Source organism: Acinetobacter sp. YK3, assembly GCF_001729365.1.
In the GTDB taxonomy this organism is placed as follows: Bacteria; Pseudomonadota; Gammaproteobacteria; order Pseudomonadales; family Moraxellaceae; genus Acinetobacter; species Acinetobacter vivianii.
On record NZ_LZPJ01000100.1, the window covers coordinates 1 to 17,805 of the forward strand.

Here is a 17,805-nt window from a genome sequence, read left to right on the forward strand (position 1 = left end):
TTCATAAGAAGTTCCTATACCTTTATTTCTGTGTATTTAATAAGGTTATCTGTTCATAAATATCAGTCTTAAAAAAATATATCCATGGGGGCTACTATCTATATGAGCTGAAAAAATGCAGGTCCAAAAGTCCCTTTGATATACATGTTGTTGGCGTTACTTTTTACTTTATGTGTCAAATTTAGATATATAACTTTATAAAGTTATTTTGTTGGTCTGATTAAGTTATTAATCGAAATAGTTTAGTGATATTATAAGGGTATTAATCCTAATATGAGTTCTATAATCTATGATAATTGAGAGCTTTATTATTGTTAAAAAAACGATTCTTAGCACCTCAAAGAACCAAGCAAAAAACTGGAAAATTCTATAAAATAAACAAAATGATTTACTCAATTTAAAATTTGGCTTTTGACATAAATGACTGATATAGAAATAGAAACACATCCATTACAACCATTTTTACCTTCCAATGCCAAGCTATTGATGCTAGGCAGTTTTCCGCCGCCACAAAGCCGTTGGAAGATGGATTTTTACTATCCAAATTATCAAAACGACATGTGGAGAATATTTGGCCTTATTTTCTTTAATGATAAAAATCATTTTTTAGATTTAACCAATAAAAACTTTAAAGAACAACTGATCCGTGAGTTCTTAACTCAAATTGGTGTAGGAATCTTTGACACGGCCTATCAAGTGAAACGATTACAAGGTAATGCATCTGATAAATTTTTAGAAATTGTTACGCCTACAGATTTATCCAAATTACTGGAACAAATTCCACTGTGCCATACCATTATGACTACAGGCGATAAAGCGACAGATACGCTGATGCTACACTTTCCAGAGCAAGCTAGTAAGCCTATGATTGGACAGTCGGTACAGGTAAATTTTGATGATCGAGAGCTGAATTTATACCGATTACCATCATCATCAAGAGCCTATCCTTTAGCGCTGGATAAGAAAGCAGAAGCCTATCAACAGTTCTTTAGACAAATTGGTTTAGTGTAGTTTGTTGTTATGAAAATGACCAATCATGATTATAAGCTACTATAAAATAAAAGGAATATAAGTATGATTCATAGTAATGTTTTTGAGGCTATACAGAATGAAAGTTGCATCAGAAGGATCGATAATATTTATATAGATAGAGATGGAAATAGTGAAGATAACTCATTTTCTATAGAACAATTAATGATTGAAATTGATTTTAAGCTTTGGGTCTTTCAAGTAAATCGAGAGTTTGATGAAATTGAATTAATCCTTAAAACTAAATTAGAGATCAATTTTGAAGAGTATAAAGAATTTAATAGCCTCTCTAATTTGAAAGGCTTAGAGATTGGATCATTGTTTGCAATTATTAATGAAAGAGGTTACACCGATGGAGTTAAATTGAAATTATTTAGTGGGATATTAACTAGTGAAACTCCTCCTTTTTGTGGAACACTCACATTGATTGCTTTAGCTTCAGGTCTACAATATGAGTTGAGTTCGGTAGGAATTGATACATATCTAATTTAATTTACATCATCCATTCTACAGGGAAATAAGACACCACATTCATGGTAAAGCGTTGGAATCTGGTACTTTCAGGATCATGATGATGCTGAATAACTTCACCATTGTCTTTATGCTCATACCAGACAATATTGCCATGTTCATCTAATTTGAGTTGATAAGCCACTTGTAATAAATGCTGGTCCAGCATTGCGGTAATCTGGTCTTGTAAATGATCAGATTCCACCACCAAACCCACTTCAGTATTTAGATGTGCAGAGCGTGGGTCAAAGTTAAATGAACCAATAAAAACCTTTCCATCAACATCAAAAAACTTGGCGTGTAAGCTGGAGCGATTTTTACCTTTGACAGGAATGACACTCCCTGTCGCAATTTCATACCAAGTCCGCTTTTTACGCTCGATGTTGGGCTTAAACTCATAAAGCTGCACACCATTTTGTAAAAGTGGCTTACGATACTGGCTATAGAACGAATGAACTACGGCCACATCATTCGCAACCAGACTATTGGTCAGTACCCGTACTTTGATACCGTCTTTAGAAAGTTGATTGAGATAGGCCGTACCACGTTCAGTCGGAACAAAATAGGCAGATACCAGTTCCATGTGTTGTTCTGGTTTGCCCATAATATTAAGGACTTGGGAATAGAGAAGTTGCTGTTGTTGTGCTTGTCCGCGTGCCTTATCTGGATGATCAGCCACAAAATGGGCTTTGGCCCACTGGATTGGATAATTTTCTAAACGTAATTTTAAATAATCTTGTGCGGCTTCTAATTTATCTTCGGTTGGTGTGTTGACCTGATCCAGCGTTTTATATGAGATTCTTAGGTTTTCAAGTTGCTGAGCAGTGCCATGACCTAACAATTGTTCTGTTGAATAGCTCAGTGGATGATTCCAGAACTCATCAAATACATCTTCCGCTCGCTCTACTGCTTTGCCGTAAAATAAAATATCCATGTCACTGAACTGAAACTGATCACCAGCATCAAAATATTCACTACTGATATTTCGTCCACCAGTAACAGCAATAGAATGATCCGCCAGTGTAAGCTTGTTGTGCATGCGATGGTTAATCTGTTTTAAGCGGAAGATATAATCAATAAAACGGAGGTGTCTAAATTTATAAGGATTGAAGATACGTATTTCAAAATTTGGATGCTGGGCAAGGGCTTTTAAAGTCTTATCCAGTTTTACTCCATTTTGATCATCAATCAGCAGGCGGACTTTTACACCACGATCAGCAGCATTCAGCAGTTCATGCAGCATCAGATTGCCAATGGCATCGTCATTCCAGATATAGTATTGTAAATCAAGTTGATGCTTGGCATTTCTGATTAAATGAATACGTGAGGCAATGCTTAGAAAAGCATCATCTAAAGCCAAAAAAGCCGTTAAACCATTTTCAATATTAAGATCGGCCTGTGGGTCATTCATCCACTTTGTTTTAGTTTGCAAGGAATTACTCCGATCATGATTTTCATTCGGCGGTAAAGAACAACCACCAATTCCGAATACAATAACAAGCGTCATCATTTTAAAGTGATATAAATTCTTTATCATTTTTATCGTGAAATGTTGCGTACTATGTAAAGATAGCACCACATGTACTTGAAGATGTTGAATATCAGCATAAAATCAGTTAACTGTTACAAACATAACACATTACATCGACTATAAAGGATGAAGGTATGAAATCTCGTGCAGCCGTTGCATTTGCCGCAGGTGAACCATTACAAATCGTAGAGCTTGATGTTGAGCCACCAAGAGCGGGTGAAGTTCTCATTAAAATTACGCATACTGGGGTGTGCCATACAGATGCCTTCACTTTATCAGGTGATGATCCTGAAGGTGTATTTCCTGCTGTTTTAGGCCATGAAGGTGCAGGGGTTGTGGTACAAGTGGGTGAAGGTGTGAACAGCGTCGCAGTAGGCGATCACGTGATCCCATTATATACGGCTGAATGTAAAGAATGCTTATTCTGTAAATCTGGAAAAACCAATCTTTGTGTTGCGGTACGTGCAACTCAAGGTAAAGGTGTCATGCCAGATGGCACCACTCGTTTTTCTTATAACGGTCAACCGATCTATCACTACATGGGCTGTTCAACCTTTAGTGAATATACTGTAGTTGCTGAAGTGTCTTTGGCAAAAATCAATCCAGAAGCCAATCATGAACAAGTATGTTTACTCGGTTGTGGCGTGACCACTGGTATTGGTGCTGTTCATAACACCGCAAAAGTGCAGGAAGGCGATAGCGTTGCTGTGTTTGGTTTAGGCGGTATTGGTCTTGCTGTAGTACAAGGTGCACGTCAGGCCAAAGCTGGACGTATTATTGTAGTAGATACCAATCCAGATAAATTTGAACTGGCAAAACAGTTTGGCGCAACAGATTTCCTTAATCCAAAAGAGTATGAGCAACCTATTCAGCAAGTCATTGTGGAAATGACAGGTTGGGGCGTTGATCACTCTTTTGAATGTATCGGCAATACCAATGTTATGCGTTCTGCACTTGAATGTGCACATCGTGGTTGGGGACAGTCGGTGATTATTGGCGTTGCCGGTGCAGGTCAGGAAATCTCAACCCGTCCATTCCAGTTGGTGACAGGCCGTAAATGGATGGGTACTGCTTTTGGTGGTGTAAAAGGCCGTTCACAACTTCCTAAAATGGTTGAAGATGCAATGAAAGGCGAGATTCAGCTAGAACCTTTCGTGACGCATACCATGCCACTTGAAGACATTAATGAAGCCTTTGACTTGATGCATGAAGGTAAGTCGATTCGTACTGTGATTCATTTCTAACTTTAAATAATGAGATTTGATGGTGTGAAATACATCATCAAATCTTGGTAACTCGAAATGTCAAAACCACGTTTAAAAATGCACCTTCGAATCTTGTCTGATGAACAGATTGCCTTTGGCCCCGGCAAAGCTGAATTACTCGAAGCCATCCAGCGTACAGGTTCAATTTCACAAGCGGCCAAATCTATGGACATGAGTTATCGTCGTGCATGGCAACTGGTCGATACCATGAATCAATGCTTTCAATCTCATCTTGTCGAAACTCAAACAGGGGGAACGCATGGTGGTGGTGCAATCGTTACCGAATTGGGGCAAGCCATATTAAAAAAATTTAGAGGCATGGAACAACAGGCGATTCAGTCCGTTGCTGCAGAATTTGAAGATATCACTAAATATTTGAAAGAAAATAAATAACATCATAAAAATAAATAACTTAAATCGAATTTTCTCATTTTTATTCAAATCTTTTATTCCACACTAAAGCTCTGCTGAATTATAGCGCACATCAGCTCGAACAAAATTTTTTCAGCACTATAACTGCACCATTCTCATAAGTTTGTATTTCATTAAATATTCTAAGTGATTAATTTTTATATTAAAAATATATTGGCACAGTTTCTGCATTTATCTATTCAAACTTGTATACAAGATAGGATTCATAAGATGCATGAACTAAAAACTTTAGGCTGGACAATTTCTGAATGGCAAACGGCGTATTTCAACAATGAAATTCAACTCGATATTTTAAAAGAATTAGTTAAAGCACTTGATCCTAATGATGTGGCCTGGATTTCGATTGTGAGTCCAGATGTACTCGAACAACAGATTCAGTCTTTAACGCAATTAGCGCAAGATGCGGAAGACCTCAAAAAGCAATTTCCTTTATACGGCGTACCGTTTGCGGTTAAAGACAATATAGATGTCGCTGGTTTTGTTACCACCGCAGCATGTAAAGCATTAAATACGATCGCGACACAAGATGCTGAAACCGTTCGTTTGCTTAAGCAAGCGGGTGCAATTGTAATTGGTAAAACCAACCTTGATCAGTTTGCCACAGGTTTGGTCGGAACACGTTCACCCTTTGGTGCAGTACCAAATAGCTTTAAACCTGAATATGTCAGTGGCGGTTCAAGTTCGGGGTCTGCCAGTGTGGTGGCAAGAGGTTTGGTTCCATTTTCATTGGGCACGGATACAGCTGGATCGGGTCGTGTACCAGCGGCATTCAATAATATTGTGGGCTTAAAACCAACCAAAGGGCGCTTCTCAAATCGAGGACTATTACCCGCAGTTAAGAGCATTGATTGCATTTCAATTTTTGCATTAACCGTTGCAGATGCAGAGTTGGTTGCCCATCAAGCCGAAGCCTATGATGCTTTAGACAGTTACTCTCGTCCACATCCTAAAAATGTACCTGCTCGATTCTCGAGCAAATTAAAATTTGCAATTCCAAAACAATTAAATTTCTTTGGCGATGAGCAGGCAGAAAAAGCCTTCCAGCAAACCATTCAATTACTTGAAAGTTTAAATGCAGAAATCACAGCAATTGATTTTTCTGCCTTTGAGCAACTTGCAGCACAGTTATATCAAGGCTCTTGGGTTGCCGAGCGCACGGCGGCGGTTACGGATCTACTAAAAAGCAATGCCGACGATTTTGATCCAACGGTCTTGGAAATCGTTCAGCAAGGTGAAAAATACTCTGCGGTCGATGCCTACAATGCCGAATATTTAAGAATGGATCTGGCTCGAAAAATTCAAGACAGTCTGGCTGAATTTGATGCATTGATTGTTCCAACTGCACCAACGATTTATACCATTGAGCAGCTTCAACAACATCCAATTGAATACAACGCTCACTTTGGCATTTATACCAACTTTACCAATCTCGCAGATTTAAGTGCACTGGCATTACCCGCAGGCTTTAGAGCAGACAACTTACCTTTCGGCATCAGTTTAATTGCACCTGCATGGCACGATGCGGCTCTAATTCACTTTGGTAAGGCTTGGCAGAACTATTTAGCGCTGAAACTGGGAGCCTTAGATAAGGCCTTAGCTTCAAACGCACCGACCTTGGTGTCTCCTCATCATATCCGAGTTGCTGTGGTGGGCGCACATTTAACAGGCATGCCACTCAATTTCCAACTAACCACTCGTGATGCCGTACATGTCGAAACCACCAAAACCTCTCAGGACTACGCACTTTATGCCTTAAATGGCACCGTCCCACCAAAACCTGGACTAGCACGTCAATCCAATGGAAAAAGCATCATCGTCGAACTTTGGGATGTACCAACGGCTCGATTGGGTGAGTTTGTCGCAGAAATTCCAACCCCATTAGGGATGGGCAATGTCGAGCTGGAGGATGGTCGTTGGGTCAAAGGTTTTATTTGTGAACCGTATGGCTTAGGTGATGCAGAGAATATTAGCCATTTTGGTGGATGGAGAGCCTATATCCAGCACCGTAACAGTCAAGCGGCAAACACAGCGAATTAATTGGGGGAAATCATCATGTTTAAAACTGTACTTATTGCAAACCGTGGTGAAATTGCTGTCCGAGCAATTCGAACATTAAAAAAATTAGGCATTACCAGCGTTGCAGTTTATTCCGATAGCGATCGTTATGCACAACATGTCCAAGATGCAGATATTGCAATTTCGCTAGAAGGTCTAAAACCTGCCGATACTTATCTCAGTATTGATAAATTGATTCAAGCAGCTAAAAAAACAGGGGCAGAAGCAATTTTTCCTGGTTATGGTTTTCTGTCTGAAAGTGCCGATTTTTCCCGTGCTTGTGAAGAAAACAATATTGCATTTATGGGCCCAACCGCAGAACAGATTCTGGAGTTTGGTTTAAAGCATCGCGCACGTGAATTGGCAGCAGCGGCGAATGTGCCAATGACACCGGGTACAGGATTGCTCGATAGCTTGGAAGAAGCATTGACGGCTGCTGAACGGATTGGCTATCCAATCATGTTAAAAAGTACTGCGGGTGGCGGCGGAATTGGCTTAACCCGTTGTGACACCCCACAAGCATTAACAGAAGCTTATGAAAGTGTAAAACGTTTAGGTGAACAGTTCTTTAAAGATGCGGGAGTCTTTATTGAATGTTTTATTGATAAAGCACGTCATGTCGAAGTACAGATTTTTGGTGATGGCAAAGGCCAAGTGGTGGCATTTGGAGAGCGTGATTGTTCATTGCAACGTCGTAACCAGAAAGTGGTAGAAGAAACGCCAGCGGCCAATTTACCTGAAGCTACCCGTCAAAAGTTGCATCAAGCGGCGGTTGAACTGGGCCGCTCTGTCAATTATCGCAGTGCAGGTACGGTTGAGTTTATTTACGATGCTCAACGGGATGAGTTTTATTTCCTTGAAGTGAATACCCGTTTACAAGTGGAACATCCTGTCACTGAAATGGTCACAGGTCTAGACTTGATTGAATGCATGCTCAAAGTTGCAGCTGGCGATGCATTGGACTGGGACTATTTAAGCAATATCCAACCCAAAGGTGCGGCTATTGAAGTCCGTGTCTATGCCGAAGATCCTGTGAAAAACTTCCAACCGAGTCCCGGTGTATTGACTGAAGTGTCTTTTCCAGAAAGCATTCGTGTCGATACTTGGGTCAAAACAGGCACCGAAATTTCTCAATATTTCGATCCGATGATTGCCAAAATTATTGTCCATGCCGAAGATCGAGCTACAGCAATTGAGAAATTAAAAGTGGTTTTGGCTGAAACCCGTTTAAATGGAATCAGTACCAATCTGGATTATGCACGCGCCATTGTTTCAGATCAGCGTTTTGAATCTATGCAAATCTGGACGCGTATGCTGGATGATTTTAACTATTCACCAAAAGTCATTGAAGTGATTCAAGCTGGCACACTTAGTTCAATTCAGGACTATCCGGGGCGCACAGGCTACTGGGATATTGGTGTACCGCCTTCTGGCCCAATGGATGATTATGCGTTCCAACTCGCCAATCGTATTGTCGGCAATGATGCTAAAGCGGCAGGTTTTGAGTTTACCTTGGTGGGGCCAACATTAAAGTTTCATGCAGATACCACGATTGCACTGACTGGTGCAAGTTGTACTGCTGTGTTAGATAATCAAGAGATTAGCTTTTGGCAACCAGTTAAAGTTAAAGCAGGTCAAATCTTAAAAATAGGGCAAGTGGCTTCAGGCTGCCGTACTTATTTGGCAGTACGTGATGGACTGGATGTACCCTTATATTTAGGTAGTCGTTCAACCTTTGCACTAGGTAATTTTGGTGGTCATGCAGGACGTACTTTGCGTGTTGGCGATATGATCAAAATGGTTGATTCAAGCTTGGCAAATGCTGAATTGCCATTGGCAATCGACACACCACAAGCCTTATCGACAGATTTGATCCCTGAATATAGCAATGAATGGGAAATCGCGGTGCTGTATGGCCCACATGGTGCGCCTGATTTCTTTAGACCCGAATATGTAGAAGAGTTCTTTGCGTCTGAATGGACCGTACATTTTAATTCAAATCGTTTAGGCGTCAGACTTTCTGGGCCTACCCCAAGCTGGGCACGTGAAAATGGCGGTGAAGCGGGTTTGCATCCATCGAATGTGCATGACTGTGAATATGCGATTGGCGCGATCAACTTTACTGGTGATTTCCCTGTGATTTTGGCAAAAGATGGCCCAAGTTTAGGGGGCTTCGTGTGTCCAGTGACCATTGCCAAAGCAGAGCTCTGGAAAGTAGGCCAACTCAAAGCTGATGATAAAATCCGTTTTTATCCAATTACAGTCGAGCAGGCCAACGAGTTAGAACGCAAACAAATTGAAAATATCCAAAACTTTGCCGCTGCTGCCAAAGTGGTAGAAACGATTGAGCCAACTCAAGATGTCTTAACAACCATTCTGGCACAACGTAAACAAACTGAATTATCGCCAAAAACGCTGTATCGCCAAGCAGGTGATAGCTATATCTTATTAGAGTACGGTGAAAACGTTTTGGACTTGGCACTACGTTTACGTGTACATCAACTGATTAAAATGATTCGTAGTGCCAATCTTGCAGGCGTTTTGGAGCTATCCCCAGGGGTACGTTCACTACAAATTAAATACGATGGTCTGGTGATTCCTCAAGCAGAGCTGATTACCAAATTGCTTAAACTTGAAGATGAAATGGGCGATTTGAGCCAACTTAAAATCCCATCGCGTATCGTACATTTACCAATGGCGTTTGAAGACAGTGCGACTTTAGGTGCAGTGGAGCGTTATCAGGAAAGTGTGTGTGCTAAAGCGCCTTGGTTGCCGAATAATGTTGATTTTATCCAACGAATTAATGGGCTTGCGCATCGTGATGAAGTGAAAGACATTATTTTCGACGCCAATTATTTAGTACTGGGTTTGGGCGATGTTTATCTGACGGCACCGTGTGCTGTACCGATTGATCCACGCCATCGTTTGCTCAGCTCTAAGTACAATCCAGCACGTACCTTTACTGCGGAAGGTACAGTGGGTATTGGTGGTATGTACATGTGTATTTATGGCATGGACTCACCGGGTGGTTATCAGTTGATTGGGCGGACGCTGCCGATCTGGAACAAGTTTAAAAAGAACAAGCAATTTGGTGATAAACAATGGTTCTTGCAATTCTTTGACCAGATTAAATATTTCCCTGTGACAGAAGCTGAACTCAATGAATGGCGTGCAGATTTTGAAAATGGCCGCGCTCAGATCCAAATTGAAGAAACCGAGTTTGACTATGCAGAATATGTACAGTTCTTGGAGAATGAAGCGGAAAGTATCGCCGCGTTTAAAGAGAAACAGCAACAGGCCTTTAGCACTGAAGTGAGTCGCTGGAAAGAAGAGTTTGCTGCACAACCTGAACAGCATGTGGAACAAGCGAATCAGATCGATTACAGCCATCTTTCTGCTTTAAATGCATCAATGACAGGCAATATCTGGAAAATTTTTGTTGAACATGGGCAAGAGATCAAAAAAGGAGAAACTATTGCTATTATTGAAGCAATGAAAATGGAGTTACCTGTTTATGCAGAGGAAGATGGTATCGTCAAAGCCATTATTTGCAGAGCGGGGCAAACTGTACACAGTGGTGAGCCATTGGTATATATGGAATAGGGTTGAATGAAAGAACCAAAAATAACAACAAAAAGCTCAGACAATCTGTCTGAGCTAGTTTACCAACGCATCAAGAATGATATCTTTGATTTCAAATTGATGCCGGGTGAACGCTTCACTGAGTCTGAAGTTGCTAAAGCTTATGCGGTAAGTCGTACCCCCATCCGACATGCCTTATATCGTTTGCAACAAGAGGGCTACGTTGATGTGAGCTTTCGGAGCGGTTGGCAGATTCGACCGCTCAATTTTCGTTATTATGAAGAACTTTACGATGTGCGTATTGTGTTGGAAAAAGATAGCATTCGTAAACTTTGTCAGATTGATCATCACAACTCAGTTGAGTTGTCACTTTTAAAAGCGCTTTGGCTGGTTGAGCCTGATGCGTACTTAAAGGATATTAAACAGCTTTCGCAACAAGATGAAGATTTCCATTGTGCCTTGGTCCGTGCTTCGGGCAATAATGAAATGGCAAGGATTCATCGAGATTTGAGTGAGCGAATCCGGATTATCCGCCGTTTGGACTTTTCCAAAGATTATCGGGTGGAAGCGACTTATCAGGAACATCAAAAAATCTTAGGTTTTATTTTTGAGAGACAGACAGAGCAGGCGATCAATGCAATAGAAGCGCATATTATGCAAAGTCGTGATGAAGTGAAAAAGATTACCTTACAGATGTTGGATTCGAGTCAGTTTTATTAGGTTTTAAATAATAACCTTCCATAAGAGTCGGTAGATTTTTATAAATATATTTTGAATACTTTGGTAGGGACTGTTGTCGGCTATTTGGTGAATGAAACATTTAACAGGCCAACTGCTGCACCATTTTCTAATATTTTAACTCAGCAATATCTAAGAAACCAAAAACTATGAAATGGTTTATCGAACAATATCGGTACCTGAAGCACAATTCTTACAAACAAATCATAAATTGAAAGTCTCACATGAAACTTTTATTTCACCCTAACAAGCTTATATACAATGGGAGTAGCAGACCAAAGTTCAACTAAATATTTACTTGGTCTACGATCTTCATCAACAGTAGCAGATTGGACAAAAACAAATGCTTTGTTTACGTTAGAAGGTGTGGGAAATCCATATTTGTATAATAAACAGGGGTAATCAATATAGGCTTAGGTAGTCAAAATGGTGTAGCTATGACATATATTAATAGTAGTTGGATTATTGGTTCGAGACCTGTCCCAAGAATGCCAGAAATAAGGTTGAAATCACAATGATTAAAGAGTCTAAGTTAGTTGAGAGTGGTTATAAGTTAGTTTATAACCTTAAAGAGTATTTATTGGTGAATCAAGATTGGATTGATGGCGCACAAGAGACTACTCTTGATGAAAGTAGTACAGCGGGATTGAAAGGTAATTATGGATTATTTGGCTCTGATGAATGGTGGGGAAATATCGAGAATGGAAATATTGAAACATATATTGTTAGTGGCACTATAATAGGATTAAATGAAGAAAACCCCTTCATGGAAGCTAATAAAGTGACCACAATAAAATTAGATAATGAGGAACGAGAAATATTTGGTGGAGTTGATTTTACAAATAAAGAAACAGAAATTAAGTATAGAGACCTATATAAGATTGGAAATAAAATAGTTGAGTTTTATATACTGGATAAGCTCAAAGAGGATGATACATGGAACGATATAGTTGAAGGAAGGTTAGGTATATTGCCTTTGGTTAATAAAATATATATTAAAGAATGTTAAAATTCTTTGATTCGAACCAATTACTCATTCGTGAATAATTGTTTTTTGTTTTTTTCTAAAGTAAGTAGAAATGTTCAGTTAAGTTAGGAGATACATTCGATCATACATCCACTGAGAGTCACAAAACTCTCTTTTCCATGCCTAATTCTGCATAAAACTAACAGCTTTTATCTCTTTGCTATTTAATAATAAAAATCATATTTCAAATCATCAGATGACACATGATGAATGACCAAAAACTCATCAACTTATTTCTAAAACTTGTTCAGAAAGAAGGCTTTTTTGCCACAGCGATTGACGGCATTGTGCTCATGCGAGTTGACCATAACACGTCACCAATTGCAGTATTGCAAGAACCAACCCTTGTGTTTGTATTGCAAGGCCAAAAACGCGGCTATATCGGCACAGAAACCTATTCTTTTCAACAAGGTCAATGCCTGATCGTCTCGGTCTCGATGCCATTTGATTGTGACACCATTGCCAGTGCGGAAGCACCGATGATTGCGATTAGCATGAAACTGGAAGCTGACACAGTGAATGAGCTGCTTGCAAAAACCTATTTCGAGAACTACCAGTTTAAGCCACTCACCACAGGAATGAGTGTGATTCAATATGATCAGACTATTTCGAGTGTGCTAAATCGTTTATTACAGACATTGACCTCAGAACAAGATGTGCTGGTTTTGGGCGATCAGATTAAACGAGAATTGCTTTATCGGGTGATTCAACATGCAGGTGCGGATGCCTTAAAAGGTTTAGTTGCACAAGGCAATCTCAGACCTATTTATAAAATCTGCGAGTATATCCAGCACCATTTTACAGAAAAGCTCACTGTAGAAATGCTGGCAGAGCAAGCCAATATGAGTACCTCTGCATTTCATAAAGCCTTTAAACAGGTGACACAACATTCGCCGTTGCAATATTTGAAAATAGTTCGGTTGCATAAGGCAAAACAATTGTTGCAAAACGCAGACCAAAGTGTGGCTCAAGCGGCTTATGCTGTTGGATATCAGAGCTCTTCTCAATTTAGCCGAGAATTTAAAAAGCAGTTTGGTTTTCCACCCAGACATGCTGAATCTAATACTGAAACGGAGTCATAATCAGATGAATCAAAAGAGCGTAGAACAAATGAAATATATTGAAATTACTCAAGCAGGCGGCCCTGAAGTTTTACAAGTTGCTGAGGGAGCACGCCCAGAAATTACTGCTGATGAAGTTCTTATTGAAGTCTACGCAACAGGAATTAATCGACCTGACATTTTACAGCGTCAAGGATTATATCCAATGCCAAAAGGCGTCACGCCTATTCCTGGTCTAGAAGTATCTGGTGTGGTTGCACAAGTAGGCGCGCAAGTGACACAGTTTAAAGTGGGCGATAAAGTCTGTGCACTGACCAACGGTGGCGGATATGCTGAATATTGTGCTGTACCCGCAAATCAAACTTTGAAAATCCCAAAAAATTTAAGTTTTGTTGAAGCGGCTGCTATCCCTGAAACGTATTTTACTGTTTGGGCGAATCTGTTCCAGATTGGTCAATTGAAGACGGATGAAACCGTGCTGATTCATGGTGGGGCCAGCGGTATTGGTTCAACCGCAATCAGCTTGTGTCATGCTATGGGAATTAAAAATTTCTCTACGGTTGGCCACGATGACAAAGTTGAAAAGTTATCTCCAATGTCACAGGTCATTAACTACAAAACGCAGGATTTTGAGAAAGAAGTTTTGGCACTGACCGATGGTCAAGGCGTGGATGTAATTCTGGATATCATTGGAGCCGCCTATTTCAACCAAAACCTGAGATTATTAAAGCGTGATGGACGTTTGGTGATTATTGGTTTTATGGGTGGTCGTAAAGTTGATGGCTTTGATATACAGGAGTTGATGCTAAAACGTGCCGTTGTCACAGGCTCAACCATGCGTGCAAGAACCAATGTTGAAAAAGCCAAAATTACCCAAGAACTTGAACAGTTTGTCTGGCCTCTGATTGAGGCAGATCAATGTAAACCGATGATCTACAAAACTTTTGCCTTTGCAGATGTTGCTCAGGCGCACCAATGTTTAGAGAGCAGCCAGCATATTGGCAAAGTGGTACTCGAAATTAAGTCTTAATTTGCCTGATTATGTTCATTCTATGCCTGTTCGTACTCAAAACTTGAGTATGGCAGGTTGCTCAAGCAGTATGGATATCAATAAAACGATGCAATGAGGAAACTTGAAATGACAACAAATCTTGATGATCGTAATCCAACACCAGATCTTGCAGAAGACAATGCATTCTTCCCATCACCCTATTCATTGAGTCAGTATACCTACGCTAAAACTGACTATGATGGTACAACCTACCCACAACCCTATCAGGGCGATAAAAAGATTTTAATGATCGCGACAGACGAACGTTATATCTTGATGCAGAATGAAAAATTCTTTTCTACAGGAAATCATCCCGTTGAAATGTTATTGCCAATGTTTCATCTGGATAATGCAGGCTTTGCCTTTGACGTTGCAACGCTTTCAGGAAATCCAGTCAAGCTAGAAATGTGGGCGATGCCAAACGAAGAACAAGTGGTATTAGACACCTATAAAAAATATGAGAAACAGCTCAAGGCGCCGTTAAAACTCGCTGATGTGCTCGAGAAAGCCTTGAGCGCTGATTCACCTTATGCAGGTATTTTCATTCCAGGTGGACATGGTGTACTGGCTAAAATTCCACAAAGCACCGAAGTCAAAGCATTATTAAAATGGGCCGTTGCAAATGATAAGTATGTGATTACCTTGTGTCATGGGCCAGCATCACTACTGGCTGCCGCTGTAGATGAAAATCCACAAGACTATATTTTCAAAGACTATCAGGTTTGTGTTTTCCCTGATTCCTTAGATAAAGGTGCGAATATTGATATCGGTTATATGCCAGGGCAACTGCCATGGTTGGTCGGTGAAAATCTGGAAAAACTTGGCGTTAAAATCTTGAATAAAGGGATTACAGGTCAGGTACACCAAGATCGAAAATTACTGACAGGTGATAGTCCACTGGCTTCAAACAATTTAGGAAAGTTGGCAGCAACGACATTATTGGCCGATCCAGACCTACGATAATTGCTTGAGATAAAAATGAAAGCCTGACATCGATTGTTGGGCTTTTTTATTTTTTGACCTGCTCTAGCTGATCAATTGTCAAATCAATGACAATCTCTTTTCAGGCTTTGGGTTACAGTTACTCATACGGACGCAAACTGAACAGGATGTTGAATGAAAATATGTATTTATGGTGCAGGCAATATTGGTTGTTATCTGGGAGGGCGGTTGGCAGCTATAGGATGCGATGTTCAGTTTATTGTACGTCCCCAAATTCGCCAGCAATTACAACAATACGGTCTGACAGTTTCGGATTATCGTGGGTATCAACACACGATTGCAGCAAATCAGCTTCAATTGAGCGATGATCCACAAGTTGCAGCGCAAGCAGATATTATTTTTGTTTGTGTTAAATCAGCAGCCACTGAACACGTTGCTCATGAGTTAAAAACTGTTTTAAGAAACAAAACATTGATTATCAGTTTTCAAAATGGTTTAAGAAATGCGGAGATTTTAAAACAGATTCTGCCCAACCAAACTATTCTTGCAGGCATGGTTCCTTTTAATGTCGCGGCGTTGGGAAATGGTAGATTTCATCAAGGTACAGAAGGTGAGTTACATATCAAGCAACACGATGCGCTGCATGAGCTAATGAACGCATTTAAAACCGCAGGGCTGGAACTGAAACTGGAGCCTGATATGCAGGCAGTACAGTGGGCGAAGTTAATTCTTAATTTAAATAACGCAGTGAATGCCTTATCACAGCTTCCATTAAGGCAACAGCTTTCTATTCGGGCATACCGTCAATGTTTGGCAATGGCACAAATGGAAGCGTTGAGATTGCTGAAAATTGCGCATATTCAACCTGCTCAACTCACAGCTTTGCCAGCGCAAATTGTTCCTGTGGTATTGAGATTGCCAGATTTCATTTTTAATGTGGTGAGTAAGAAAATGTTAGCCATTGATCCACTGGCTCGTTCATCTATGGCAGATGATCTGATGGCAGGACGAACAACTGAAATTGACTGGATTAATGGAGAGGTTGTTCGTTTAGCAGAACAGCTCAATTTAGAAGCACCTATCAATGCAAAATTGATTCAGCTTGTTAAACAGGCGGAAACTTCTCCTCAGGCTTGGTCAGCACAAGCACTTAAACAGCAGCTAGAGGTCGCATAATAAAAAATAGCGTATTACTGAAAATCAGTCATACGCTATTGACGATAAAATAAATATTTAAGATTTCTCAGTCACCGGTGGCCCAAAGCGGGTAATCAAAATGCCAAAGATTGTAGCGAAGATGTACATAAAAATAGAATAAACTGCGGCTGGCATTGCGATCGTTGTACTGGCCATAATTGTAAGTGCAATCGTCATCGCAAGGGTGCTGTTATGAATCCCGATTTCAAATGCACAGGCACGGGCTTGATATGAACTGATCCCAAAGAAACGCGGTACAAAATAACCAACTGCCAAACTGATTGCACAGAATAAAGCGGTAGCAAAGCCAATCTGTCCCAGATATTCAACCAGATTATGCCGCTCATTAAAAATTGCCCCAGCAATAATGATGAGTAAGAAAACAATTGCAAAAATACGTACAGGACGATTTAACTTTTCTGCTAAATGTGGGGCAAAATGACGCACCAGCATACCGATTGCCACAGGCACCAAGATAATTAGAAATACTTGTAGAATTTTAGAAAATTGTAGCCCTACATGTTGTCCTTCATTCATAAAATGCAGAATGGCGAAATTGACAATAAACGGTAAGAATAGGGCAGCAACCAAGGCATTGAGTGCGGTCAAACTAATGTTTAAGGCGATATCACCTTTATACAAATAACTGAACAAGTTTGCAGTCGAGCCACCCGGTGAAGCTGCTAAAAGCATGAGGCCCACAGCAAGTAACGGCGGTAGCGCAAGGATTTTACAAATCAAGAATGCAATCCCGACCAATAAAACTAATTGGCAAAACAGGGCAATGATAACGGCTTTTGGGTGTTTGGTGACGCGAGCGAAATCTTTTAAGGTGAGTTCCAAGCCCATGCCCGCCATGACAATGGCAAGTGCGATTGGCAAGAAAAGGGTGATCAATCCTGAATCCATAACTATTCGTTCCTTTGAGTTAAAATTATATTAAAAAAATTTATATATTATTTCCTATGAAGATATCAACTTTCCAATAATTTTGTTGATATATTTGGCATAAGTCGGTTAATTTATTAAACTGGTTTGCAAATAAACTTATCGATTATCAAAACTAAATAACAAATTAATGTCTTTATGTTATTAATTCTAATCATTTATATCACTTAAATATTTTATTAACTTTGACAGCATAAATTTGTCAAATAGATGACAGTTTATTCAAAATAAATTGAAAAGCATAAGAGATAAAACTCCCAAATATGACGATTTACATTTTTATAACGTTATATGGATTTTGTTAACGAAAGCAGATTATGTATATAAAACAAGCAAAAGATGTGGCCTTTTTTGTTAATAAGGAAAATTTGTAGCAAAACAATAAAAAATAATATATATAGGTTTAACAACATTATAGATCTATTTTAAAAAATAAT

The 17,805-nt window shown here is 39.8% G+C and carries 14 protein-coding genes; 12 read left to right on the forward strand and 2 right to left on the reverse strand.

All coding sequences use genetic code 11. From position 1 onward, the window contains the following. Nucleotides 1-420: 420 nt before the first annotated feature. Nucleotides 421-1,011 (forward strand): uracil-DNA glycosylase family protein, encoded by a 591-nt coding sequence (locus tag A9Z07_RS11370; protein WP_069578798.1) that lies wholly within the window; start codon nucleotides 421-423, stop codon nucleotides 1,009-1,011. 63 nt (nucleotides 1,012-1,074) lie between these two features. Then, complete coding sequence (locus A9Z07_RS11375) at nucleotides 1,075-1,521, forward strand: DUF6334 family protein (protein ID WP_069578800.1); 447 nt, start codon at nucleotides 1,075-1,077, stop codon at nucleotides 1,519-1,521. A 1-nt stretch (nucleotide 1,522) separates the two neighbouring features. Here A9Z07_RS11375 and A9Z07_RS11380 read toward each other — a convergent pair whose 3' ends face one another. Further along, complete coding sequence (locus A9Z07_RS11380) at nucleotides 1,523-3,046, reverse strand: phospholipase D family protein (RefSeq protein ID WP_069578817.1); 1,524 nt, start codon at nucleotides 3,044-3,046, stop codon at nucleotides 1,523-1,525. Between the two features lie 158 nt (nucleotides 3,047-3,204). Between A9Z07_RS11380 and A9Z07_RS11385 the strand changes: the two genes are divergently transcribed. The 10 genes from A9Z07_RS11385 to A9Z07_RS11430 all read left to right on the forward strand — a co-directional run bounded on the left by A9Z07_RS11385 (nucleotide 3,205) and on the right by A9Z07_RS11430 (nucleotide 16,399). Continuing rightward, a complete protein-coding gene (locus tag A9Z07_RS11385; RefSeq protein ID WP_069578803.1) occupies nucleotides 3,205-4,314 on the forward strand; it encodes an S-(hydroxymethyl)glutathione dehydrogenase/class III alcohol dehydrogenase in 1,110 nt (369 codons plus the stop codon). A gap of 57 nt (nucleotides 4,315-4,371) precedes the next feature. Then, nucleotides 4,372-4,728 (forward strand): winged helix-turn-helix domain-containing protein, encoded by a 357-nt coding sequence (locus A9Z07_RS11390; protein WP_069578805.1) that lies wholly within the window; start codon nucleotides 4,372-4,374, stop codon nucleotides 4,726-4,728. 249 nt (nucleotides 4,729-4,977) lie between these two features. After that, on the forward strand, nucleotides 4,978-6,804 hold the full coding sequence (gene atzF, locus A9Z07_RS11395; protein ID WP_069578807.1) for an allophanate hydrolase: 1,827 nt from the start codon (nucleotides 4,978-4,980) through the stop codon (nucleotides 6,802-6,804). Nucleotides 6,805-6,819: 15 nt separating this feature from the next. Further along, nucleotides 6,820-10,425: an urea carboxylase gene (uca, locus tag A9Z07_RS11400; RefSeq protein WP_069578809.1), complete on the forward strand. Its 3,606-nt coding sequence runs from the start codon at nucleotides 6,820-6,822 to the stop codon at nucleotides 10,423-10,425. A gap of 6 nt (nucleotides 10,426-10,431) precedes the next feature. After that, a complete protein-coding gene (locus tag A9Z07_RS11405; protein WP_069578810.1) occupies nucleotides 10,432-11,124 on the forward strand; it encodes a GntR family transcriptional regulator in 693 nt (230 codons plus the stop codon). A gap of 532 nt (nucleotides 11,125-11,656) precedes the next feature. Further along, nucleotides 11,657-12,151, forward strand: coding sequence for a hypothetical protein (locus A9Z07_RS11410; protein WP_069578811.1), 495 nt, complete (start codon nucleotides 11,657-11,659; stop codon nucleotides 12,149-12,151). Nucleotides 12,152-12,372: 221 nt separating this feature from the next. Continuing rightward, a complete protein-coding gene (locus tag A9Z07_RS11415) occupies nucleotides 12,373-13,251 on the forward strand; it encodes an AraC family transcriptional regulator (RefSeq protein WP_069578812.1) in 879 nt (292 codons plus the stop codon). Nucleotides 13,252-13,255: 4 nt separating this feature from the next. Further along, complete coding sequence (locus A9Z07_RS11420; RefSeq protein WP_069578813.1) at nucleotides 13,256-14,260, forward strand: NAD(P)H-quinone oxidoreductase; 1,005 nt, start codon at nucleotides 13,256-13,258, stop codon at nucleotides 14,258-14,260. Between the two features lie 108 nt (nucleotides 14,261-14,368). Beyond that, nucleotides 14,369-15,244, forward strand: coding sequence for a glyoxalase III HchA (hchA, locus tag A9Z07_RS11425; protein ID WP_069578814.1), 876 nt, complete (start codon nucleotides 14,369-14,371; stop codon nucleotides 15,242-15,244). Nucleotides 15,245-15,397: 153 nt separating this feature from the next. Continuing rightward, nucleotides 15,398-16,399 carry a 2-dehydropantoate 2-reductase gene (locus A9Z07_RS11430; protein ID WP_069578815.1) on the forward strand — a complete coding sequence of 334 codons (1,002 nt, stop codon included), beginning with the start codon at nucleotides 15,398-15,400 and terminating at the stop codon, nucleotides 16,397-16,399. Nucleotides 16,400-16,456: 57 nt separating this feature from the next. On the opposite strand, the gene A9Z07_RS11435 is transcribed toward A9Z07_RS11430, so the two are convergent. Next, nucleotides 16,457-17,329 (reverse strand): bile acid:sodium symporter family protein, encoded by an 873-nt coding sequence (locus A9Z07_RS11435; protein WP_004772294.1) that lies wholly within the window; start codon nucleotides 17,327-17,329, stop codon nucleotides 16,457-16,459. Nucleotides 17,330-17,805 lie beyond the last annotated feature (476 nt).

Excerpts from the sequence above, each read along its gene's own strand:
- A9Z07_RS11370 (WP_069578798.1), top strand. The coding sequence starts at position 421 with ATGACTGATATAGAAATAGAAACACATCCATTACAACCATTTTTACCT.
- A9Z07_RS11375 (WP_069578800.1), top strand. The coding sequence starts at position 1,075 with ATGATTCATAGTAATGTTTTTGAGGCTATACAGAATGAAAGTTGCATC.
- A9Z07_RS11380 (WP_069578817.1), bottom strand. The coding sequence starts at position 3,046 with ATGACGCTTGTTATTGTATTCGGAATTGGTGGTTGTTCTTTACCGCCG.
- A9Z07_RS11385 (WP_069578803.1), top strand. The coding sequence starts at position 3,205 with ATGAAATCTCGTGCAGCCGTTGCATTTGCCGCAGGTGAACCATTACAA.
- A9Z07_RS11390 (WP_069578805.1), top strand. The coding sequence starts at position 4,372 with ATGTCAAAACCACGTTTAAAAATGCACCTTCGAATCTTGTCTGATGAA.
- atzF (WP_069578807.1), top strand. The coding sequence starts at position 4,978 with ATGCATGAACTAAAAACTTTAGGCTGGACAATTTCTGAATGGCAAACG.
- uca (WP_069578809.1), top strand. The coding sequence starts at position 6,820 with ATGTTTAAAACTGTACTTATTGCAAACCGTGGTGAAATTGCTGTCCGA.
- A9Z07_RS11405 (WP_069578810.1), top strand. The coding sequence starts at position 10,432 with ATGAAAGAACCAAAAATAACAACAAAAAGCTCAGACAATCTGTCTGAG.
- A9Z07_RS11410 (WP_069578811.1), top strand. The coding sequence starts at position 11,657 with ATGATTAAAGAGTCTAAGTTAGTTGAGAGTGGTTATAAGTTAGTTTAT.
- A9Z07_RS11415 (WP_069578812.1), top strand. The coding sequence starts at position 12,373 with ATGATGAATGACCAAAAACTCATCAACTTATTTCTAAAACTTGTTCAG.
- A9Z07_RS11420 (WP_069578813.1), top strand. The coding sequence starts at position 13,256 with ATGAATCAAAAGAGCGTAGAACAAATGAAATATATTGAAATTACTCAA.
- hchA (WP_069578814.1), top strand. The coding sequence starts at position 14,369 with ATGACAACAAATCTTGATGATCGTAATCCAACACCAGATCTTGCAGAA.
- A9Z07_RS11430 (WP_069578815.1), top strand. The coding sequence starts at position 15,398 with ATGAAAATATGTATTTATGGTGCAGGCAATATTGGTTGTTATCTGGGA.
- A9Z07_RS11435 (WP_004772294.1), bottom strand. The coding sequence starts at position 17,329 with ATGGATTCAGGATTGATCACCCTTTTCTTGCCAATCGCACTTGCCATT.